The 22399-nt window shown below is 39.4% G+C and carries 26 protein-coding genes and 3 pseudogenes; 13 read left to right on the forward strand and 16 right to left on the reverse strand.

All coding sequences use genetic code 11. The annotated features are described in order from the left end of the window. The first annotated feature begins 10 nt into the window (after positions 1–10). Entirely contained in the window at positions 11–1045 is a 1035-nt protein-coding gene (locus NDM98_RS12160) for a glycosyl hydrolase family 95 catalytic domain-containing protein (RefSeq protein ID WP_373370378.1), read from the forward strand. A 21-nt stretch (positions 1046–1066) separates the two neighbouring features. Further along, positions 1067–1690 (forward strand): SGNH/GDSL hydrolase family protein, encoded by a 624-nt coding sequence (locus NDM98_RS12165; protein WP_251607949.1) that lies wholly within the window; start codon positions 1067–1069, stop codon positions 1688–1690. 39 nt (positions 1691–1729) lie between these two features. Here NDM98_RS12165 and NDM98_RS12170 read toward each other — a convergent pair whose 3' ends face one another. The 4 genes from NDM98_RS12170 to NDM98_RS12185 form a co-directional block, all read right to left on the reverse strand. After that, complete coding sequence (locus NDM98_RS12170; RefSeq protein WP_251607951.1) at positions 1730–2008, reverse strand: AI-2E family transporter; 279 nt, start codon at positions 2006–2008, stop codon at positions 1730–1732. Beyond that, the gene (gene ytvI, locus NDM98_RS12175; RefSeq protein ID WP_251607954.1) at positions 1941–2822 is read right to left on the reverse strand and encodes a sporulation integral membrane protein YtvI; all 882 of its coding nucleotides are present in this window, start codon (positions 2820–2822) and stop codon (positions 1941–1943) included. The genes NDM98_RS12170 and ytvI overlap by 68 nt, the downstream gene beginning before the upstream one ends. 173 nt (positions 2823–2995) lie before the next feature. Then, the gene (locus tag NDM98_RS12180; RefSeq protein WP_308807741.1) at positions 2996–3664 is read right to left on the reverse strand and encodes an SDR family NAD(P)-dependent oxidoreductase; all 669 of its coding nucleotides are present in this window, start codon (positions 3662–3664) and stop codon (positions 2996–2998) included. A 178-nt stretch (positions 3665–3842) separates the two neighbouring features. After that, entirely contained in the window at positions 3843–3989 is a 147-nt protein-coding gene (locus NDM98_RS12185; RefSeq protein ID WP_251607956.1) for a hypothetical protein, read from the reverse strand. Between the two features lie 208 nt (positions 3990–4197). Here NDM98_RS12185 and NDM98_RS12190 point away from each other — a divergent pair, with 208 nt between their 5' ends. After that, a complete protein-coding gene (locus tag NDM98_RS12190) occupies positions 4198–4824 on the forward strand; it encodes an FMN-dependent NADH-azoreductase (protein ID WP_251607958.1) in 627 nt (208 codons plus the stop codon). A 53-nt stretch (positions 4825–4877) separates the two neighbouring features. On the opposite strand, the gene NDM98_RS12195 is transcribed toward NDM98_RS12190, so the two are convergent. Together NDM98_RS12195 and NDM98_RS12200 are read right to left on the reverse strand one after the other, a co-directional pair. Then, complete coding sequence (locus NDM98_RS12195) at positions 4878–5663, reverse strand: SDR family NAD(P)-dependent oxidoreductase (protein ID WP_251607960.1); 786 nt, start codon at positions 5661–5663, stop codon at positions 4878–4880. A gap of 54 nt (positions 5664–5717) precedes the next feature. Then, positions 5718–6062 carry a hypothetical protein gene (locus NDM98_RS12200; protein ID WP_251607962.1) on the reverse strand — a complete coding sequence of 115 codons (345 nt, stop codon included), beginning with the start codon at positions 6060–6062 and terminating at the stop codon, positions 5718–5720. Positions 6063–6333: 271 nt separating this feature from the next. On the opposite strand from NDM98_RS12200, the pseudogene NDM98_RS12205 reads away from it, so the two are divergent. The 8 genes and pseudogenes from NDM98_RS12205 (at position 6334) to NDM98_RS12240 (ending at position 13355) form a co-directional block, all read left to right on the forward strand. Further along, a pseudogene (locus tag NDM98_RS12205) lies at positions 6334–7678 on the forward strand (LLM class flavin-dependent oxidoreductase). Further along, positions 7671–8192, forward strand: coding sequence for a GNAT family N-acetyltransferase (locus tag NDM98_RS12210; RefSeq protein ID WP_251607964.1), 522 nt, complete (start codon positions 7671–7673; stop codon positions 8190–8192). The pseudogene NDM98_RS12205 and the gene NDM98_RS12210 overlap by 8 nt, the downstream one beginning before the upstream one ends. A gap of 20 nt (positions 8193–8212) precedes the next feature. Continuing rightward, complete coding sequence (locus NDM98_RS12215; protein WP_251607965.1) at positions 8213–9019, forward strand: amino acid ABC transporter substrate-binding protein; 807 nt, start codon at positions 8213–8215, stop codon at positions 9017–9019. A gap of 15 nt (positions 9020–9034) precedes the next feature. After that, positions 9035–9706 (forward strand): amino acid ABC transporter permease, encoded by a 672-nt coding sequence (locus NDM98_RS12220; RefSeq protein WP_251607967.1) that lies wholly within the window; start codon positions 9035–9037, stop codon positions 9704–9706. Between the two features lie 11 nt (positions 9707–9717). Continuing rightward, positions 9718–10473: an amino acid ABC transporter ATP-binding protein gene (locus NDM98_RS12225; protein WP_251607969.1), complete on the forward strand. Its 756-nt coding sequence runs from the start codon at positions 9718–9720 to the stop codon at positions 10471–10473. A gap of 59 nt (positions 10474–10532) precedes the next feature. Continuing rightward, positions 10533–10952, forward strand: a pseudogene (locus NDM98_RS12230) (MmgE/PrpD family protein); the annotation flags it as partial. 1 nt (position 10953) lies between these two features. Then, complete coding sequence (locus NDM98_RS12235) at positions 10954–11877, forward strand: MmgE/PrpD family protein (protein WP_251607971.1); 924 nt, start codon at positions 10954–10956, stop codon at positions 11875–11877. A gap of 107 nt (positions 11878–11984) precedes the next feature. After that, positions 11985–13355, forward strand: coding sequence for a sodium-dependent transporter (locus NDM98_RS12240; protein WP_251607974.1), 1371 nt, complete (start codon positions 11985–11987; stop codon positions 13353–13355). 243 nt (positions 13356–13598) lie between these two features. Here the strand turns inward: NDM98_RS12240 and NDM98_RS12245 are convergent, their stop codons facing one another. The 7 genes from NDM98_RS12245 to NDM98_RS12275 all read right to left on the reverse strand — a co-directional run bounded on the left by NDM98_RS12245 (position 13599) and on the right by NDM98_RS12275 (position 17532). Next, positions 13599–13940 (reverse strand): YxeA family protein, encoded by a 342-nt coding sequence (locus NDM98_RS12245; protein ID WP_251607976.1) that lies wholly within the window; start codon positions 13938–13940, stop codon positions 13599–13601. Positions 13941–14032: 92 nt separating this feature from the next. After that, the gene (locus tag NDM98_RS12250) at positions 14033–14710 is read right to left on the reverse strand and encodes an AEC family transporter (RefSeq protein ID WP_251607979.1); all 678 of its coding nucleotides are present in this window, start codon (positions 14708–14710) and stop codon (positions 14033–14035) included. Beyond that, positions 14703–14963: a hypothetical protein gene (locus tag NDM98_RS12255; RefSeq protein ID WP_251607982.1), complete on the reverse strand. Its 261-nt coding sequence runs from the start codon at positions 14961–14963 to the stop codon at positions 14703–14705. The genes NDM98_RS12250 and NDM98_RS12255 overlap by 8 nt, the downstream gene beginning before the upstream one ends. Positions 14964–14987: 24 nt before the next feature. Then, on the reverse strand, positions 14988–16031 hold the full coding sequence (locus NDM98_RS12260; RefSeq protein ID WP_251607984.1) for an enoyl-CoA hydratase/isomerase family protein: 1044 nt from the start codon (positions 16029–16031) through the stop codon (positions 14988–14990). A 126-nt stretch (positions 16032–16157) separates the two neighbouring features. Further along, positions 16158–16784, reverse strand: a complete 627-nt coding sequence (locus NDM98_RS12265; RefSeq protein WP_251607986.1) for a hypothetical protein — start codon at positions 16782–16784, stop codon at positions 16158–16160. After that, the gene (locus tag NDM98_RS12270) at positions 16784–17203 is read right to left on the reverse strand and encodes a permease prefix domain 1-containing protein (protein ID WP_251607988.1); all 420 of its coding nucleotides are present in this window, start codon (positions 17201–17203) and stop codon (positions 16784–16786) included. Before NDM98_RS12270 ends, NDM98_RS12265 begins: the two co-directional genes overlap by 1 nt. After that, complete coding sequence (locus NDM98_RS12275; RefSeq protein ID WP_251609129.1) at positions 17200–17532, reverse strand: PadR family transcriptional regulator; 333 nt, start codon at positions 17530–17532, stop codon at positions 17200–17202. Before NDM98_RS12275 ends, NDM98_RS12270 begins: the two co-directional genes overlap by 4 nt. A gap of 333 nt (positions 17533–17865) precedes the next feature. Between NDM98_RS12275 and NDM98_RS12280 the strand changes: the two genes are divergently transcribed. Beyond that, a complete protein-coding gene (locus NDM98_RS12280; protein ID WP_251607990.1) occupies positions 17866–18213 on the forward strand; it encodes a hypothetical protein in 348 nt (115 codons plus the stop codon). A 41-nt stretch (positions 18214–18254) separates the two neighbouring features. Here the strand turns inward: NDM98_RS12280 and NDM98_RS24065 are convergent, their stop codons facing one another. From NDM98_RS24065 to NDM98_RS12295, 3 genes are all read right to left on the reverse strand, one after another. Continuing rightward, entirely contained in the window at positions 18255–19082 is an 828-nt protein-coding gene (locus tag NDM98_RS24065; RefSeq protein WP_251609131.1) for an ankyrin repeat domain-containing protein, read from the reverse strand. Further along, positions 19045–19557, reverse strand: a complete 513-nt coding sequence (locus NDM98_RS12290; RefSeq protein WP_251607992.1) for a M48 family metallopeptidase — start codon at positions 19555–19557, stop codon at positions 19045–19047. The genes NDM98_RS24065 and NDM98_RS12290 overlap by 38 nt, the downstream gene beginning before the upstream one ends. 108 nt (positions 19558–19665) lie before the next feature. Then, positions 19666–21135: an FAD-binding oxidoreductase gene (locus NDM98_RS12295; RefSeq protein WP_251607994.1), complete on the reverse strand. Its 1470-nt coding sequence runs from the start codon at positions 21133–21135 to the stop codon at positions 19666–19668. Positions 21136–21301: 166 nt separating this feature from the next. Here NDM98_RS12295 and NDM98_RS12300 point away from each other — a divergent pair. Then, positions 21302–22277: pseudogene (locus tag NDM98_RS12300) on the forward strand (iron-hydroxamate ABC transporter substrate-binding protein). Positions 22278–22399 lie beyond the last annotated feature (122 nt).

The raw sequence follows: 22399 nt of genomic DNA on the forward strand, positions 1-22399 counted from the left end.
CATATGGCCAATGGCTAGCGCTTGGCTGTCTCAACATGTTTGGGAGCATTACCTGTTCCACTTAGATGAACAATATCTAAGTGAATTCGCCTATCCTATCATGAAAGGAGCTGCTGAATTTTGCCTTGATTGGCTTATCCTAAATCAAGATGGCTATCTCATTACATCGCCATCTACTTCTCCTGAGCACTGCTTTATGATAAACGGTAAACCATGTGGTGTAAGTGAAGCCTCAACGATGGATATGGCGTTAATAAGGGAGTTGTTTGTAAATGTGTTAGAGGCAGCAACCATTTTAGATACGGACCAAGCTTTCAGTTTAAATCTAGAGAAGGCATTAGAGAAGCTGATCCCCTATCAAATCGGTGAGCGTAATCGACTACAAGAGTGGTCAGAGGATTTTCTGGATCATGAAGAAAAGCACAGGCACGTTTCACATCTATATGGTGTCTATCCTGGCAGTCATCTTACTCAAAAAAGTGCTGAACCATTCTTAGATGCAGCCAAAAAAGCACTTATTATACGAAGTAACGAGGGCACTGGCTGGAGTTTAGCATGGAAAATCTGTTTATGGGCTCGATTTGGAGATGGAGAACAAGCTCATCAACTAATTGAAAACTTACTCGAGCTAGCTGAGGATCAATCTGGATTTGCACAAAAAGGTGGCGTGTACAACAATTTATTTGATGCCCATCCTCCCTTTCAGATTGATGGTAATTTCGGCTACACTGCCGGAGTTGTTGAGATGTTAGTCCAGTCTCATAACGATTATCTTGAATTTTTACCTACTCTGCCAAAACAATGGAATAAAGGAAGACTAAAAGGGGTTAGAGCTCGCGGCGGATTTATTATTGATATAGAATGGGTCGAAGAAAAGTTAGTTCATGCTTCCATATTATCTGAAAAAGGTCAGCCCATAAAATTATTCTCTACACATCAAGTGCTCGTACATTCAGAAGGAGAACAAGTGGAAACGACTTTTAACTCAAAAGAAAGTATTCTGTCCTTTCCAACTACAGCTTGGACAAAAATATCAAATTACTAGTCATTAATTGGAGGAATATACATGTTAAATAAAAACGATACACTCATTCTAATAGGAGATAGCATTACTGAAAATGGTCGATTTGAGGACCCACAAGAAATCGGGATTGGCTACGCAGCCATCATTCATGATTTTCTCACCGTTAAACATCCTGAGTTAAACCTTACTGTCTTAAATAAAGGCATTGGTGGTAATCGAGTGACCGATCTTGAAGCAAGATGGCAGCAGGATGTCATTGAACTTGAACCAGATTGGGTCTCAATTTCGATTGGTATTAATGATGTTTGGAGACAATTCGACCAACCAGAAATGGAACAGGTGCACCCCGAGCTTTTCGAAGAAGTCTACGACCGTCTTCTTAAACAGGTGGTTGACCGGACTGATGCCGGAATCATTCTAATGGAACCAACGATTATTCAGGAACAGACAGATTCTAAAGAGAACCTGACGTTGAAGCCTTATATTGAAGCAACAAATAAACTTGCTTCAAAGTATCAGGCCATACTCGTTCCTACCCATCAGGCTTTTCAAAACTACCTTGAAGCAGGTTCAAAGGTTCCATTAACAACTGATGGAGTTCATATGAATTCTAAAGGAGATATCCTCATGGCCTCTACGTGGCTCCACTCCTTTTATAAGAGTTAACCAAAAAACCCTCCATTTCATCATGGAGGGTTTTTTGTATTATTTCTTTAAAGGTTGGTTCGATAAATCGCCAGTCATATTTAATTCAAATAATCCTGCTTCCTTTGCAGATCGAATAGCAATATATACAAATGGCCCAAGGATTAATCCCATAACACCAAAGAACACATAACCAAAATACATCGATAAAACAGTTGGCAATGCAGCTAGGCCAATGGAGTCTCCGAGTACTTTAGGTTCAATAATTCGTCTAACAATAAGTAAAACAGCTGCCAAAATCATTAATTGAAGTCCTGTATTTGTACCGCCCAACACCATAGCTAGGATTCCCCAAGGTACAAGAATTAAGGCTTGGTCCTACATACAGTGGAATAATGTCCACAAGCCAAATTAGGACAGACATAATCAATGCATACTTTGGCGAGACAAATAACAAACTGATATAAGTAACAATAAAAACCCCTACGCTCAAAATGAATTGAGCTTTCCAATATCCTAGAAACACCTTGCTCATACGTTGAAACACAAATCTAAGCTTGCTGGCTGTTTCCATTTTAAATAAATTAAAAAACAGGTTAAGCAGCCTTGGAAGATCCAAACTGAATAAGAACAATGTAATCAAATACACAAGTAATACAAATAGCATATTAGGAATAGCCGTTAAAATAGAAGTTATACCTGAGAGAATATCGGAAGTAATGCCTACAGCCCGATCAAATAAACCCTCTGATTGTCTTTCTATTTCACGCACGATTTGATTTCCCTGTGGAATTTCAGCAATGGTCTGGTTAAAGCTAACAATAAAGTTATCAATAAAGATTTGAACTTCTCGAGCATATTGTGGCAGCTGCAGTGACAAATCATAGATAACTCGAATGACCCTAGTAAAGGTTAAGTATAGTAGATAACCACCAACTGTAACAAAAAGCAAAAACACAATGGTTACAGGAAGAATTCTCTTCTCTGTTTTAAGATGTTTCTTGAGCATTTTCACAAAAGGCTCAAAAATCATAGCAGTCAGTAAGGCGAACAAAATCGGTGAAAACAGCGAAAAGTTAAAATATACAAAAACAGTGATTGCAAGAATAGCAATCAAAGTCAAAATTCGTTTGACTAAAACTTGATTAAACAATAAACAACCTCCTGACCACGATTAAAAAGGTGATGCCTCATTATTATATCAGGATGGCGAAACGATACACAATTTTTTGAGAAGTTTTTCTTGATTCTTTTTTAACACACGATAAAAAGAGTTACGCACCTGTTTTGAACCCTGGATGCGTAACTCTTTTTTAAGCTTTTAAATTAAACGGAAGTAGCTCCTTGTCCACCATCAATTCGGTAGTACGTTCCGGAAATAAAGGCAGCATCATCTGAGGCTAGGAATGCCATAAGATTTGCGATTTCTTCTGAGGTCGCATATCGATTTAACGGAACACTAGCTTCAAATTGCTTTCTTGGATCTTTTGCACCAGTTGATTCTGCGTTTGATTCAATTGATCTCATCATTTGTGTGTCCACACCTGATGGAGCAACTGCATTTACTCTTATATTGTTTGGTGCTCCTTCAAGTGCTGCTGTTTTTGTTAAACCTATCACACCATGTTTTGAAGCTACGTATAGTCCCATACCTGGAGCACCTAATAGTCCACCATTAGAAGCTGTATTCACAATTGCACCGCTCTTTTGTTCATTCATTACACGCATAACGTGTTTCAAACCATAAAATACACCTTTTAGGTTAACGTTCATAACCATTTCAAAATTCTCAGTTGTTTGATCTACAAGATTTTTAAACTCACCGTTGATACCAGCATTGTTAACAAATACATCAATTCGACCGTATTTTTCTTTTGTTTTAGAAACAAACGCTTCAACATCCTCTTCTTTTCCTACATTTCCATCAAGTAAAAGAAGATCAGTTGCGTCAATACCTTCAGCCGCTTTTTTCAAGACATCTAATTTTAAATCCACCAATGCAAGCTTTGCTCCTTCTAGGGCAAATTTCTTTGCTGCGGCAATTCCAATTCCCCAGCAGCACCAGTAATGAGTACAACTTTGTTATGAAAATCCATCTTCCTATCCCCTTTTCACATTCGTTATTTATTTCTATACACGAAATAATACTACTTTCTCCTGAGGAAAAGTAGTATTATGACTTATCATTTCTAAACTCGTTTGGCTCTTCGTGTTTGGTTGAATTATGATTCTTTATTTGGCTGAGTCTGCCATTACGGTGTTCACCATGGTTTGTATTTTCTTTAAATTGGTTATCTGGTTTATGATCTTTTTTTGACATCAATAGCCCTCTTTTCCTAATGTATTAAGGATAGTTTTTGCTATTTAGCACAATCTATACATTCAGAAAGTGGCTTACCATTCATTAGTATCCTTTAGGAAACTATATTACTTTAAAGTGCGTACTACTATCATACATATCACTAATGTATACTAACGAAATACTGAGTAATCTGTATATCAATATTAACTTTTGGAGGAAATGACTAATGTCTAAAGTTTTATTTATCAAAGCAAATGACCGCCCTGCTGATCAAGCAGTAAGCGTTATGATGTATGATGCATTCCTTGCATCTTATAAAGAAGCTAATCCTAGCGACACTGTTACAGAATTGGATCTTTTCAAAGCGGACCTTCCTTACTATGGTAACGAAGCGATCACTGCTAACTACAAAAAGAGCCAAGGAATGGAATTAACTTCAGAGGATCAAACGTACATTGATCTTACTGAGCAATACCTTGGTCAGTTCTTCGACGCTGATAAAATTGTTTTCGCTACACCTTTATGGAATGGAACGGTTCCAGCACCACTTGTAACGTACATTTCGTACCTTGCACAAGCTGGACGTACATTTAAATATACAGCAGAAGGTCCAGTTGGACTTGCTGGTGATAAAAAAGTAGCCGTACTTGCTGCACGTGGTTCTGACTACGCTCTTGATTTCATGGTAGACGGTGAAATGGCTGTACGTTTTGTAAACAGAAACCTTGCTCTTTGGGGTATTCTTGAGCCAACTGAACTAATTATTGAAGGTCACAATCAATACCCTGAGCGTTCTCAGGAAATTATTGCTGACGGATTAGTTGAAGTAACAAAAGCTGCTGCTTCATTCTAATTCATATAAAAAAGCTGTCCTCTCTCACATTTCGTGGAGAAGGACAGCTTTTTTTAATCAAACATCAAAGGACGAGCAATTTTATTAATCGCGGCCCCGTCTACCATCAACGTTTGGCCACTGACGTATGTTGCTTCATCAGAAACCATAAACAAGCATGCATTCGCAATGTCATCAACCGTACCAATTCGGCCAAACGGCTGGAATTTAAGGGTTTGATTAAAAGCTTCTTCTGGATCATCAAGACTTGCGAAGGTTTTCTCTAATAACGGCGTATCTACTGTACTTGGACATACCGCATTTACACGAATATTATGTGGCCCTAAGTCAAGCGACATCTGTCTTGTCAGTGCAGTTAAACCACCCTTCGATGCAGCGTATGCTGCAAGACGTGTGATTGTTTTTTCCGCATGCCAAGACGCAATGTTAACAATCGCACCTCCCCCACGCTTTTTCATCTCAGCAATTGCATATTTCGAACATAAAAAAGCTCCGGTTAGATTCACACCTAAAATCTGCTGCCACTCTTCAAACGTGGTATCTTCAACTGATTTACGTACCGTCATGGCTGCATTATTAATGAGGATATCCACCCCACCAAATACATCAACTGTTTTATTTATTAACTGTTTAACTTGATCTTCCTTACTAACATCTGCCTCAACAAAGTATGCAGCTACACCATTTTCTTTTAGTTCGTTCACTAGATTGGTTCCCAGTTCTGTATTCACATCCGCAACAACTACACTCGCGCCTTCTCTAGCAAAGGTTCGCGTAATGCCCTCGCCAATACCTTGACTTGCTCCTGTCACAATGGCTATTTTGGTTTTTAACCTCATTTGTTTCCCTCCAAATTTAAAAAGGAACCCTATAGTGCATAGGGCTCCACCTCTTTAATTCATGCTACTTAAGTCTAGTTTGTAGCCGTTCTCATCATTACTTTCTTTTTCAGGTGCATTAAAAAGCGTTTCTTTATTAATCTTATGTTTCTCAGCTGCACGATCAGCAAATGCATCTGCAATCTCAGTGTCCTCATTTAATACAAATTCAAGTGCGTTAATTTGTGTACGAAGACGTTGAACTGTACGATCAAGATAAATGTATACTTGTTGATCATATTGAGATAGCTCTCTAAATGTTTTCTCGTCAACCTGCATTTCTTTAACCTTCTTAATACAATTTACAAGTTCACCACGTAACTCATTACGCTGTTCCTTCACTACTGCAAGATCTCTCATTCTCATGCCACCCTTTCTAATGATGCAAAATTCATTCAAATTTCCACTTTTCCAACTAATTCTAGTATATCGTTATCACGCTTGCTTTTAAAGTGAAAATTGTTCTCTTTCTTTCGCTTTCAATGTAAGACTCGATTTCTAATGGTTTTTTTTGGTTGTCCAATCTATTTGACAGAATAGAACCTGAGGCTTATGATTTCATTATTCCGATAAAACTACTAAACATAATCAGTTTAATGATAGATCTTTTTCTGAAATGAGGTAAATCATCATGTATAACAACAAGAAAAAACAGATGAAATTAGGCGTATTTCTAGCAGGAACAGGCCATCATGTTGCTTCATGGAGACACCCTCGTGCTATAAAAAACGGTTCGATGAATCTAAACTATTTTCAAGAGCTAGCTAAAACAGCAGAACGCGGTAAATTTGATCTTCTGTTTTTAGCAGACAGCTTGTCTATTAATCCTAAATCACATCCAAATGTTATGACACGTTTTGAACCTTTTACGATACTCGGCGCTTTGGCTCAGGCAACTGAAAAGATCGGTTTGGTTGCTACAGCTTCAACTACTTATAGCGAGCCATTTCATATTGCCCGTCAATTTGCTTCATTAGATCATCTTTCTGATGGCAGAGCAGGTTGGAATGTCGTAACTTCTTCCATTGCAGACACAGCAAAGAATTTCAGTGGCACTGACCATTTAGAACATCATCTCAGATATAAGCGAGCTGATGAATTTGTAGGGGTTGTTCAAGGTTTGTGGGATTCATGGGAAGAAGATTCGTTCATCCGCAATCAAGAAGCAGGGGTATTTTTTGACTCTACCAAATACCATGAACTGCATCATACGGGTGACTACTTCAAAGTGAAAGGCCCACTTAATGTGGAACGAACACCACAAGGCCAACCAGTCATCGTTCAAGCTGGATCATCAAAGGATGGAATGGCGCTTGCCTCTAAATATGCTGAGGTGATCTTCACTGCACAAAATAATGTAGACGCTGCTCAAGCATTCTATACAGATATTAAAAAACAGGTTGAATTAAACGGGCGTGATGCTGATCAAGTTCATGTTCTACCAGGAATTTTCCCGGTCATTGGTTTAACCGAAGAAGAAGCAGAAACTAAATATAAGGAACTTCAGGATCTCATTCAGCCAGAAGTAGGTTTGAGCATTCTTTCAACCGCACTTGGAGGCTTTGACCTTACAGGTTACCCACTAGATGGACCACTTCCCGACATTGATGTAGAGCAATCTAATGCTGTCAAAAGTCGCGCACAGCTTGTCATTGATTTAGCGAAACGTGATCAGTTAAGCATTCGACAGCTATATCAATATGTCGCTTGGGTCGCGTGGACATCACATCTTTGTAGGTACTCCAGTGCAACTAGCTGACAAATTAGAAGAATGGTTTACACGTGATGCGTGTGATGGATTTAATATCATGCCTCCATTGTTACCTGAGGGACTGGAACTATTTGTAGATCAGGTCGTTCCGATTTTACAAGAGCGCGGACTCTATCGAAGTGAATATACAACATCGACTTTACGTGGACATCTTGGTCTACATGAACCAGTGAATCGCTATGCAACGGGACCTGAAAATGAATAATCGAATCTCCTTTAGACTAGCTATGTTAGAAGATGCTGAGGCGCTACTTGAACTAACATTGCGTGCTTATGCACCTATTCGAGAGTTAGGCATTCATTTTGCCGCTGCAACAGCAGACCTCGACCTTGTGAAGAAAAATGTTCTAAATAACGCATGCTACGTCATGCTACGTGATGATGTCATCATCGCAACGGCAAGTCTGCGTATGCCATGGGGTCAACAACCTGGACCATTTGGTGTGCCACATCTTTGGTGGTTTGCAACTGACCCAGCAACTTCTCAAAAAGGGGATGGAAGTGCCTTCTTACATTGGCTTGAGACAGCAGTAGTAAAGGATCAGTTAAAGACTCCATACCTTTCTCTCGGGACCGCCGACAATCATCCATGGCTTATTGAGATGTATGAACGGCGTGGATATGTACGTTCTGGGAGCGCTGATCTTGGCAAGGGGCACCTTACCATTTATCTTAAAAAAACAATATTGCCTCATCTTATAAACAAATCAAACACCTAAGAGAACACAGGAGGAGAACAATGAAACGTACACATTCAATTACACTTGCACTTGGTCTGACAGCTATAATCGCTTTATCAGCTTGCGGAAATGGAGATTCATCTACTGAAGGTGGATCAGAAGATAAGGTTTTGAAGGTTGGGGCAACAGGACAAAGCTATCCATTTGCTTATAAAGAGGGAGATACGTTACAAGGATTTGATGTAGAGGTCATTGAGCATGTTGCCGATAAGATCGGCTATGATGTCGATTGGACACTTATGGAATTTAGTGGAGTTATGGGGCAACTACAAGCAGGAAAACTTGATACAGTGGCCAACCAAGTTGCCGTTACTGAAGAAAGAAAAGAACTCTATGACTTCTCAGACACATATTCCTATGCTTGGACTCAAATTGTTGTTGCAGAAGATAACAACGAAATAAAAGGTCTAGATGATCTGGCGGGTAAAGAAGTCGCTGCTGTTCTTGGTTCAAACCATGCCAAAAATCTAGAAAGTAAAGATCCAGATGGCGAGATTAATATTCGCACATATGAAACCCAAGAAGGTACATTAAATGACGTTGCCTTAGGCCGTGTTGATGCGTACGTAAATGGACGCAGTGTACTACTTGCACAATTGGAATTAAATGACCTTCCACTTAAGCTTGTAGGTGATCCTATTGTGTATGAAGAGGTTGGTTTCCCATTCTCCAAAGATGACACAGAGCTTAGAGAAGAAGTAAACCAAGCGTTAGATGAACTACGCGAAGACGGAACACTTACTGAGCTATCAGAGAAATATTTTAAAGATGATGTATCAGTTCCAATTAATGAAGAACAAGAGTAATTTGGGGTGAGTGTTATGAATTTTGATTTTGATTATATGATTAGTGTCTTCCCTGTTCTATTAAAGGCTCTTCCGCTCACCCTACTTATGGCTGTGGTTTCAATGATTCTTGCGGTCATTATGGGTGGCGTTCTCGCCCTTATAACAAAAGGGAAGATTCCAGTACTTTATCAGCTGGCTTCCATTTACATCTCATTTTTTAGAGCAGTGCCTACCATTGTCCAATTGTTTTTAATCTATTTTGGACTACCACAGCTATTTCCGGTGTTTAGTTCGTTAGACGCACTATCCGCTGCCATTATTGGACTCAGTTTGAAGAACTCATCGTATCTTGCTGAAATTTTCCGTGCTGCTCTTTACTCAGTAGATGAAGGCCAGATAGAAGCTTGTATGACTGTCGGTATGACAAAAACCCAAGCCTATATCCACATTATTATTCCACAAGCGATTAGAAATGCTATTCCTGCTACCGGGAACACATTTATTGGTCTGCTTAAAGAAACAGCTCTTGCATTCACCATTGGTGTTACGGAAATGCTTGCTTCAGGAAAAATGGCTGCCGCTTCAACATTACGTTTCTTTGAAGCCTATATGGCGGTTGCTCTTATTTACTGGGTTCTGGTAATTGGATACAGTGCTGTTCAGAGTTGGTTTGAACGCATTATCAACAAACCATATGTGCGTTAGGAGGGAACTCATTGATTGACATTAAGAACTTAAAAAAGCGATTTGGTGATCAAATTGTACTAGATGGAATTGACTTAACCGTTGGCAATGGTGAGGTTGTGGCTGTTATTGGTCCTTCTGGATCTGGGAAGTCTACACTACTTCGTTGTCTAAACCTTCTCGAAGAACCCGAAGAAGGTATGATACAAGTCGGTGATATAAAAATTAATGCCACAAGCTATACAAAAAAAGAAACATATGAATTACGTAAACAATCAGCAATGGTTTTTCAAAACTATAACTTATTTAAGAATAAAACCGTTTTAGAGAACATTGCTGCCTCCTTACGAATTACTAAGAAAATGAGCAAAACTGAGGCGCATCAAATCGCGTTTGGTCTACTTGAACAAGTTGGTTTAACTGAAAAAGCTTCCGCTTATCCAGTTACACTTTCTGGTGGACAGCAACAACGTGTAGGCATTGCCAGAGCATTAGCCGTGAATCCTACAGCCTTGCTGCTTGATGAGCCAACCTCAGCACTCGATCCAGAGCTTGTTTCAGAGGTTCTTCAGGTTATCAGGTCGATTGCAAAAAAAGACACAACAATGATGATTGTTACACATGAACTAGCCTTCGCCCGCGAAGTTGCCGACCGTGTTATTTTTATGGCAGACGGACATATTATTGAGCAAGGCCGTGCACGTGATTTATTTGACCACCCTAAGCATGAACGAACAAAACGTTTTATTAAACAAATTAACCAATCAGATGAACCCGTAACGATTTAATTTTTGTAAGAGACCGGTAGAAGCAATACCGGTCTTTTTCTTTATAGGAGTGAATGGTGATGACAAATATAACTTCTACTCTAGCTGAGTTAGTTGTTCATTCAAAACCAGATAGTGAAGCACTTAAGTCTGCTCAAAAAGGATTAATTGATTATTTCGCCTCTAGTTTAACAGCTAAAGATTCAGGCACAGGAAAACATCTCAAAGAATGGTTTAAAGAAGAAGGTGGCCATAAGCAAGTTCCATTAATTGGCCAGCACACTTCAGCTTCGGCAAAGCAGGCAGCATTATTTAACGGATATCTTGGTCATGCACTAGATCTTGATGATGTGCATACAGAGGTTCGTGGTCATCCTAGTACAGTCATCATCCAAGCGCTACTTTCAGCCGGCGCTTCTGGTGAATTTTCAGGCAAACGATTTTTAGAGGCTTATACAATCGGTGTAGAAGTTATGGCGCGAATGGGGCTCGCTATCGGGAATGAACATTATACAAAAGGCTTGGCACAATACTGCTACACTAGGCGGAATTGCTGCTGCATGTGCCTGTGCGTATTTAAAAGAATTCACTGTAAAACAAACGGAGCGAGTTATTGGGCTCGCTGCAACACAGGCCTCGGGCATGCGCAATCAGTTTGGAACAGAGACAAAACCTCTACACGCAGGATTAGCAGCCGAGCAAGCCTACTCATCGGTTCGTTTCATTGAATTTGGCTTATCTAGTTCAAGGGAGTCGCTAGATGGGGAAAACGGGTTTCTTAATTTATATGGAGCTGATGAGCATCAGGCAGATTTATTAACCTCAGACTGGGGTCATAGCTGGAGGATCACCTCTCCTGGACTTTGGTTTAAAGTCTACCCATTCTGCTCAGCTGCTTTCCATGCTGCCGATGCAACATTTGAATTACTTACACAATCTAATGTTCAAGTAGAAAACATTCAGCGAATTGAAGTCATTTTCCCTCCAGGTGGTGATGCCGCTTTGGTAAATAAGTGTCCAAAAAACACTGATGAAGGACGTTTTAGTGTGGAGTATGTCGTAGCTCTTATCCTAATTAAAAAATCAGTATCATTAGATGATTTTAATCAAGGAACAATTGGGGCAGACATACGTGCGTTAATGGATAAAATAAATCGAAGGCACGATCCAGATATTACTGCTTCCCGTCGATCTGCTCCAAAAGGAAGATTCACGATTGTCCGTCTCTTTCAGGAAGATGGTGAAGTTCTCGAGGCTAGAGTTGACGCACCAACTGGATCTCCACAAAAACCACTTAAGCTCAGTCAGCTTGAACAAAAACTGAGAGACTCATGTGATGAAACTCAGTTTGAAAACATTAAAAAAGCAGTTAACGAGTTATCATCAGTTGAACAGTTAACTAACCTATTGAAAGCTCTTTACTGACATACCACTGATACACCTCTTCGATATCCAAGTATTAACTTGTTTATCATGATTTCCTCTGCTACCATGGAATAATGTTTTGAAGAGGAAAAGAGGACGTATACATCATGTCAAATGCAACTGAACAATGGTCATCAAAGCTTGGATTTATCTATGCAACCGCGGGTAGTGCAATTGGACTCGGTGCAATTTGGAAATTTCCGTACATCGTTGGTCAAAGCGGAGGCGGTGCATTTTTTATTGTTTTTCTATTATTAACGCTTTTCTTAGGCGTCCCACTTCTTATTGGTGAATATATTCTAGGACGGCACACTGGTAAAGATGCCATCCTTACTTACAAAACATTAGCTCCCCGTTCCGCCTTTCAAATGACAGGTTGGCTAGGGGTGATCTGCTGTTTTCTCATTCTCTCCTTTTATAGTGTAATAGGTGGTTGGTCCCTCTTGTATTTGGGCTCAGCCCTTTCTGGACAGCTTTCAGAGTTATCACTAGGGGAATCCCAGAATTATTTTGGTAATCTTATTGCAAGTCCTGCGCTTTCGCTTGGGGCACAGCTTTTGTTTCTTATGCTAACCGCGTTAGTTGTCGCAAAAGGTGTGCAAAAAGGAATAGAACGAGTGAGCAAATGGATGATTCCTGCTTTGCTTGTGTTATTGCTCATTCTTGCCATCTATTCACTTACCCTTGATGGAGCGGCTCAAGGTATTCAATATCTACTTGCCCCAAATTTCTCAGCAGTAGATGGCGAAACGATTCTATTTGCGTTAGGGCAAGCTTTTTTTGCATTATCTGTTGGTGTCTCCGTTATGGTTACCTTCAGTTCCTATGCCTCAAAACAACAAAACCTGCCTGCATCGGCTATGACCTTAGCCTTAATGAATATCTTTGTAGCTCTACTTGCTGGTCTGGTTATCTTCCCAGGAGTCTTTACATTTGGGTTCCAACCAGATGAAGGTCCTGAATTAATTTTTGCTGTTTTGCCAGCTATCTTTGAACAGATGGCCTTTGGACAGTTGTTGCTTATTGCTTTTTTCGTCTTATTTATGTTTGCTGCACTAAGTACTGCGTTCTCTTTACTAGAAATTATCGTGGCTGCTTTTGTCCGTGGAGATCAAGATAAACGAAAACGCGCAAGTTGGTTCTTCGCTCTTCTTATTTTTATTGTTGGCGTTCCGTCTACTCTTTCCTACGGTTTATTAGCTGACTTAGAGTTTGGCGGAAGATCGTTTTTTGACACGATTGATTATTTAACAAGTAATATCTTAATGCCGCTTGGCGCTTTATTAATCTGTCTTTTTATACCAAGAAAGATAAGCAAAGAAACGTTATGGAATGAATTTTCTTCAGGTTCCAATACAGGAAAACGACTGTTTGCCCTGTGGTATTCATTAGTAAAATACGTTGCTCCGATTGCCATTTGTATTGTGTTTATTGATCAACTATTTGGCTTAAATTTGATCACGATTTTATTTGGATAAAAGTGAATGAGTGGGGCTGTCTTGACTCTATACATTGTTGATTTTGAGGTTTAGCAAGAATGAATTGCGCGAAACCATAATGTAAGAGACAGTCCCATTTATCAGTAAAATTAAAGAGTTACTGAATGGACAAGTGATTATATCGCTCCATTTCTCCTGCAACCCCTCCACTCCCTCCTCACCGTACTATCAAAAAAAGCAATGAACCCTTTCAGGCTCACTGCTTTATCATCACGCACGTTATCATTGATTATCTAATTCCGTTTTTATATCAGCTGGAACATCTGACTCACTCACTTCTTCGTAGGTTACTGCATGATCATCTCTCATTTTCACCTTTAGATAAGCACCGATACGGAGTTTTTTCATGCCCATAAATTCAATCGTTCCACTTTCCCCATTCTCTGTAATGCCAAGTGTTTCATAGTTACGGTGATTAGCCTGTTCTGGCCCCTCCTCAATAGCAACTCCTTCATCTACAATTTTCACGTAGTAGTCATCTTCTTGAAGGCTATTAAATATCATATAACCAGCTACGGCTGCTACGATTAAACAAATGACTGTGATTCCTACTTTTTTCATCATTTCGCACCTCACCTCTACCTAGAATTCTACTAGTAAAAAGGAATAGGTCCTATTCAATTCTATTACACGAACCTTACATTTTTGTTAGGTACCTAGAACAGCATTTGACTAAGATAGATAAAAAATGTCACTGTGAAGCAGCTGGCAATTGTAGAGACCAACACTGCTTGGGCGGCATAGTCAGGATAGTTGTCATACTCTAAAGCAAACAACGCGCTATTTCTCGACATTGGAAATGAACTTGCGATTAGAAGTCCTTGGGCAACGGTACCATCTAGTCCCATCACCCATATGATACCCAAACCAATCAAGGGTGCTGCGATCAAGCGTGCAAAAATCGAGACAAAAAATAAAAAGGAAAACTGTTTTAACGTAGGATACGCGATTTGTGCCCCTAACACGACAAGAGCTAAAGCAATAAAGCCATTAGAAACCTGCTGCATCGGTGTTTGAATAAATGTTGGCAGCTCCCACGGCATTTGATAAAAAAGGAGTCCTAGCACAAGCGCATAAATAATTGGTGTTTTAAAAAGCTCAGAGAGATTACGCCAAAATCCTGTAGATCTCGTTGAAGCGGAAATGATCACACCGTATGTATACGTTATTAAATTTTGAAACATTAATACAATCACTTGAACCGAAATACCGAGTGGATTGCCAGCAAACACAAGCTGACTAACAGGCAATCCAAAGTTACCAGAATTCATTAAGACAATACTATTTTGAAAGGTTGGGGCAAGCTTCGGGTCCACCTTAAATAGCTTAACCATGCCCCAAGCTCAAACTGGCTAAGATCACAAATTGAATCATTAAAAAGCCACCGATTTCAACCAACAATGACGCATCCAAGTTACTATTTGAAATATTAACAAACACAACAACTGGAAGAAAAAAATAGGTTAATAGTTTTGAAAAGGATGATAAATGAAATGAGAATTTTCGATGTAGCAATGCACCCGCTACCAATAACACAAAGATAGGCAGCATGACCTGAAAGATAATCTCAACTAAAAATGTCCACATACACCGCTGATCCCTCTTTTATAACTAATTTTCGATAAATGACCTGACGTATTCAGTAGGTACTTCATCTACATCTTGGAACTCAAATGTTGGATGTGCACCTTTATCAATTAACAAACAGCGTACTCCTTCATAAAAATCCGGACACTCCATAAATCGTGCCGCAACCTGTTTATCAAATTCAAGTGCTTCCGAAAATGATGTAAAGGTCTCACTGTGCAATAAATGCGCAAAGGTTACAAGCAATGAAACAGGTGACCTCTCACTCAGAGTTTGGTAGAGATCTTGTGCCTGCTGGAATCGATCCCCTCTTAATGATTTTAGAATCTCCGTTAACGATTGATGTGAAAAATGTTTCTCTATAAAGAACGAGGATTCAGCTAGCTCACTTCGAGCAGGAGCCTCACTATATAAAGCAAGAGATGCAAGCACTTGTTGTTCGACGTTATTTTCTTTGGACCAATCCCTTTTCAGCACGTCATCTCGTAGTCTTTTTACAGATGAACTTGGTACGTAAAAGTCAGCTGCTCCAATATAAATAGCATCTTCAGCTTTAATTACTTTTCCAGTTAGTCCAAGATACATACCTATATGCCCTGGCGACTGATTTAGAAAATAACCCGCTCCAATATCCGGGAAAAAACTAATCGCCGTCTCTGGCATGGCCCACTTAGTTGCCTCAGTTACAACTCGATATGTGGCACCATAGGAGAGTCCCACTCCTCCTCCCATAACAATTCCATCCATTAAAGCAATGATTGGTTTAGAATACTCAGAAATGAGGCGATCCATATCATACTCAGTGTTTAGGAATGCTTTAGACTTTGCCATTCCTTCATTTGATGAGCCATTATGATAAATTTCCTTAATATCTCCGCCAGCACAAAAGGCCTTCTCTCCTGAACCTTCTATTATAATGACACGCACAGAGCGGTCATTCTTCCATTGTTGTAGGGTTTCATATATTACCTGAACCATACCAGACGAAAGAGAGTGTAGTGCCTTTTCTCTAGTAAGCGTGATGATTCCTACTCCTGTTTCCGTTACAACTATTTGAACGTCTGCCATGCTTTTGCCCCTCTTTCTTATACTACTCTACTAATTGACCTTAGCAGATCATTAGGAACAACCGCAAGCGCTTAACATAAGAACAAACAGAAAGTCCTGTCACGATTTACCATGACAGAACGTTGATTAAGCTGTTCGTTTATAAACAAAGAAATAAATGGACAACGGCCACCATAATACGGCGAAGATTGGATAGACAGCCCAAATGACGTCTGGAGTGGTTAATGTATTAACATTCCAAAAGAAAATTGCTACTAACAACGTACCAAACATGGAAAAAAGCATAGGACGTTTTGCAAATGTCACAGATAACGGCCACCATAAAATGACAAAGGCCGGGAAGATCAACCATGGGAATCCTGGTTCAAAATAAAGATTAAGCCCAACATAATAAACGACAAATACAATGCTTGCGATTACAGCAAAGTTTGGTGAAGCAGCACGTTTGCCTGCAAACATGATAAGCGGCCAATATAAAAGCGGAAGCCACGCATACAGAATCCACAAATAGTCAGGCGTCTGTATAAGATTAATCGTTAACAAAACAAGAATAAGCAGGATTGACGCAATCAATGAGTACCACTTATGTCCATCCTGAAACTTGAACAATGCATTGAGTGGCCAAAAAAGCAAAAATAAGGCCGGGTAGATCGCCCAAATCTCAGAAGGTGTAGTAAGCCAATTCACTACAAAAAGGAATAGGATGGTGAAAAGAGAAGCAATAATGGAAAAAGGTACATACCCCCTCTGCATTATTTCCCTCCTCCTTGCCTACGCCAGTAGTAATACATCGACAATGGCCACCAAAGGATCGCAAATGTTGGATACACAAACCAAATCGTATTAGGGGAATACTCCACATTCATAAACCACATCAGGGAAATAAACAGTACACTGCCCCACACAGAAAACCACAGGTTTAAGCGCGTATGTTTCTTTTTCACAGGACTCATTTGTTCTGATGGCTGCTGTAACTCGGCTTTAATCTCATCAATATCACCAAAATCAACAATTGTTTTATTTATGGCATCTTCTTCTGTTTTCCCTTGGACCATCAGATCTTGTGCTTTCTCCTGCAAGTTCAGAACAATTTCTTCTTTCACTTGAATGACTTCTTCTGTCTCAGGCAGATCGTGAAACAAACGCTCTACATGGTTTCGTATCTTCTTCATGAATCAAGCCCCTCCATAAATAAGTTCATAATGTTCTTCATCTCGTGCCACTCATTCATTGTTTCTTTTAAATAGGCTTTGCCTAAAGTAGTGATGGAATAGTACTTTCGCTTTCCTCCTTGCGATTGCTCTCCAAAATACGATGTAATGAGCTCTTTCTTCTCTAATCTCTGAAATACGGCGTAAAGTGTTGCTTCTTTTATTTCAAATTTCCCCTCAGTTCGTAGGCTAATTTCCTTGGAGATCTCATAGCCATATCGATCCTTTTCATAAACCAAACGAAGAATAATCGAGTCAACATGCCCTCTTAATATGTCACTACGGATAATTCGACACCTTCTTTCAAATTACTCTGTCTGATAGAACTATATCTGATAGAGTAATCATAGAACGGATTATTCTATCTGTCAAAGTAATTTTTAACCTAAAAATTTGTATTCAAACTATTTTACTTTTGCAACACACAAGCTTTCGTAATTAACCTTGAGTTTCCTTCACCATTTAATAAATGCTATCATTACACCTAACAATTAAATGACTGAGGGAGCAAATTCCCGGCAGAATTCTATTTTTGAGCATGAAGTTTTCATTCTTGAAAACCCACATTCTATTTTTGTGCACACGTCAGCTTCTACTCAACAAATGCAAGGAGGATCCATTCGATGTTTGCCTGTAAGGTCAGGTGCCGCACGACCGTTTTTATTAAATATGGAGAAGGCACCCCCACACTCGAATCAACAAAAGCTTTATTTAAACAGCTTCGAAAACAATCCAAGTTGATATCGGTCAAAAAAATCTATGATTATAAACATTGGAAAAATGACTTTGGTGAAGTAGCAGCTACTCTTGAGGTTGATGTATTGGTCGAGCATGATCAAAATGTGGACTATCTTTCTGATTATGAGTTACGAGCCTGTCGAGTTGTCCGTGAACAGTTTTTTACAGCTTGGTACGGCTATCCAGGCGTTAGACTCTCACCGTTATCAGCCTTTACGTGTGAGGGCTTTTAGGTAAAAAAAAGCAGCGAGCTAGTATGCCCGCTGCCTTGTATTTATTCAGTTAATGCTTCTCGGAGTTCTTCTTCGGTTTCAACGTTTAATAAATTCATAGCACTATCTCCATCTAAATCTTCTAGTTCTGGATTTGCCCCATAATCTAATAGAAGTAACGCTCCATCTAAATAATCGTAATAAACAGCTGCAATTAATGGTGTGGTTTCACGTTCGTTCTCATGATTAGGATCTGCACCTGCTTCTAGCAAAATTCCAACGATTTCTGTATTCCCATAAAAAACAGCATAGTGTAAAGCTGTTTCACCATATCCATCTTGATCGTTAAGATTTACTCCCGATTCAATTAAACGATTGACCTCGTCTAGATCCTCCGCATTAACAGCATCCATTAATTCGGTTGTTTCATACTCATAAAAAGTATCATCATATTCACCAAATCCTATCTCTTCTTCAAGCTCAGTTATTATACTCCCATATAACACAGTACCACCTGCCACACTTCCAATAATAGCAAAGTAAGCACCAATTGTTGCTGCACCAAGAATGAGCACTCCAACAACTACTTTTCCAGCATTTTCTGTATATATAGGTCTTGATGTTTCCCCCATAAATACACTGACTGATTGAATTCGTTTTGGTAGATTTGGGTGAGACGATAGAATTTCACTTACCCATACCACTCCGTGCGATTCAGCTGAAATTTGTTCAACAAATGCATCCTCATTTACTTCTCGATATACTTGTTTTCCGACACTTAAAATCGTGAGTGCTCGTTTGGCTGCAGGTGCGTTGTTTATAATATATGCCGCTTCCCGATCACATGTATATTCACATGAACGGCTGTAGGCTTGTGCTAGAAAGGGGATAAACTGAGCTTGGTGCGATTAAGATATTTTTCCACACATGGCGACGTTTCACGTGTGACAGCTCATGAGCAATAATAAAATCAAGCTCATCTTTGCCTTGTTCGCGTCCTAAATCAAAAATTTCTGAGTATAATACAACCATATTACGCCCCCAGAACCTTGTTGCAAAAGCATTTAGGATACCTTCTGATTGGATAACAAAGACATCGGGTACTTTTTGTAGTCCCATTTGCTCTGACATGACCTTTACTCGTTCATACACATCCGGAAACTGATTCTCACTAATGCGAACTCCGTTTCCTCGAATGGATCCTAGCATCGTCATATTTACAAAAAACATAAAAGCGAAGATAAATAAGGCAATTCCAATACCTATGATTGATATTGCCGCAATAACATACACCAGTACACTAAAAATAATGGCTAATACAAAATAAATAGTTTCTCTTGATGAAGCGATATTCTGTTGGTTCAACTCTTTTTCCTCCTGCAATTCCCTTAAAATAAATTTCTATTCTATCATAAGGTAAAGGGACGGAAAATAATAGATAATTTTGTCATGTGTTAGTTGGTTAAACCAATATCAGTTACCTGAATGATAGGTCTCGTAAAAGTAATTCATAAACCGTTCCTCTGGATCAAACTCTCTTTTTCTCTCAAAGAAGGTGTTGATCGTTGGGTAGGCTTGCTCTAATTGTCCCTTTTCAGGAAACGTTTGATAGGTTAAATAATATGTACCGTCTACTTCAATCGCAGCCTCAACCATTTGAATTGTCGCCTGCTCCATATGAGCCTTTCCCTCATCCGAAAGGGGATGATTAAATAGGAGAACAATGGCTAGCGTGTCTTCTCGGGCATAGTTCAAATAAGCTTCATGCTGCTCCGGTGTAAATCGTACTGTTGCGTTTAATAGATTTAACTCTTCATCTTCAACAATATCATTTAACTTCTCAACAAAGGTGGGAAACTCATTAACCGGTATAAAGTACTCCTGTAAGATATCTGTATCCTTAGTAGATTCATAGTCCAAAAACTTCACAGGTGGACGCATGGCATTATTTCGTGTGATGATCTGCACCTCGTCTGTATTTGAATATAATTTTTGCTGTAAATACCAAACAGCATTTTTACCCCAGTCATATGATCGGGCAAGATCTAAGAAAAATTGATCACGTTTGATATTCTTCTCCTCCAGTAATGGCCATAATTCATCGGCGTCAGCACCTTGCGGATAGACTGGATCCTCCTCATCTATTTTATAAAAAGTCGTTGTGTACATTTCTTCAAATAGACTTCCTGGAGTCGCAGAGAGACGAGCAAAGTGCAGGCCGATGTCCTCCTGATTTTTGATGTGGTTGTTTATATAGGCTGGATATTCCTCGTAGGTAATCGATTCTGTTTTAGACATATATACATCATTATCCGTCAACTCAAGAGTTACATCTAAGATAACCCCAAACAAACCAAATCCACCAATAGCTAGCTCAAAAAGCTCTGCATTTTCTTCTCTACTAACATGTTGAACAACTCCATCTCCATTTAAAAGCCTAAATGATTCTACAGTATCAATAATTGGACCAAATCTAGGATCACGGCCGTGAACATTCGAGCTTAACGATCCCCCAATTGTGAATATATTTGAGGACTGCATCACTTTAACAGATAATGCATAAGGGTTAATATACTCTTGAATCGCTTCCCATGTTATCCCGCTTTGAACGGTAATGGTTTTGCCTTCTTCGTCTAAAGAAAGAACCTGATCAAAACCCTTCATATTCAACCAGACAGAGTCTTCATAGAAGGCATGTCCACCCTGGCTATGTCTCGCTCCAGCAATAGAAACCTTAAGGTCTTGTCTTTTAGCCCTTAAAACAGCATCAATAAGTGCTTGTTCTTCTTTTCCTTCTACTATCTCTTGAACGTAAACTGACTGTAATCGGCTCACATCATTGATGAGATGGGGATTTTCCGTTGATTGATCTGAGGACGAAGAGATGATGAGTATAGTAAGAGCTAGTAACAAGCTCAGAGATGCAACATGTTTCTTTTTCATTTAGAAAAGCCTCCCCCTTTATGACTCGCTTTCACACTTATGTAAATAATACCATATCAACCATTATTAAATGGTTACTAGTTTGAGTAGACGGTTCGCTAAAATTTTGGTATATTTTTAATGATAATGATTTTCATTATTATTTACTTTAGGAGGAAAAAGATAGATGACATCGACTAAATGGTTTTTAGGGCTACTCACTTTATGTATGGTTCTATTTGTTAGCGCATGCAATACAAATTCAGATACGGAAGACAAATCAGATGGGAACAATGAAACAGCTGAAGCGGAAACAAAGATCTTTGCATCTGAGAGCGGAGATGTAGAGATTCCAGGAAAAACCCGAACGGATTGTAACAGACATCTACGCAGGAGAATTTTTCTCGGTAGGAGCAAACGTTGTTGGTGCAGGATCTTGGACCTTTGGAAACCCAATACTTGAAGAGCAGCTCGAGGATGTTACTGACATTGGTGATCCAGTGAATCTAGAGAGTGTCTTGGAATCAAAGCCTGATTTGATTGTGGTCATGAGTGATGATCAATATGAAGAGCTTTCACAAATTGCACCAACGATTGTTATTCCTTATAACACAACAACAAATATTCAAGATACCGTAGAGATGTTTGGCGAAATAGCTGGTGCCGAAGAAGAAGCTGATTCTTTTATAGCTGACTTTGAAGAGAAAGCGGCTCAAGCTCGTGAGGAAATTAATGGAGTGATTGATGAGGGTGCTACAGTTGGCATCTATGAGATCACAGACCAAGGATCCTTCTGGGTGTTTGGAGAAAATGGCGGTCGTGGTGGACAAGCACTTTATAATGCCTTAGAACTAGAGGCACCCGCGTCTATAAAAGCTGACATTATCGAAACCGATGAGGTTAAAGAACTTTCGATGGAAGTTGTTCCTGAGTATGCCGCTGATTATATGTTTATCACAGACTATAACCCAGACGGGACAAGTGACAGTCTCAATCAGTTTACAGAATCATCTATTTGGCAAGATTTAGAGGCTGTAAAGAACAATCGTGTCTTTGTGAATGATTTTGATACCTTTTATCCTTATAATCCGATTTCTGTTTCCCATCAAATTGATTTATTTGTTGAGATGATTAAGGATCGTGCAGAGGAAAACGGCGAATAAGCAAAAGCGGGTGAGAGACTTACGTTTTCTCAGCCGCTTTTTCCCGTTCCTGTACAATGAACGGTGATTATTGTATGGTTAAGTCACTAAAATCATATGAACAATCAATGCTAGGATGTGTG

Source organism: Alkalicoccobacillus plakortidis (assembly GCF_023703085.1).
Taxonomy (GTDB): domain Bacteria; phylum Bacillota; class Bacilli; order Bacillales; family Bacillaceae_D; genus Alkalicoccobacillus; species Alkalicoccobacillus plakortidis.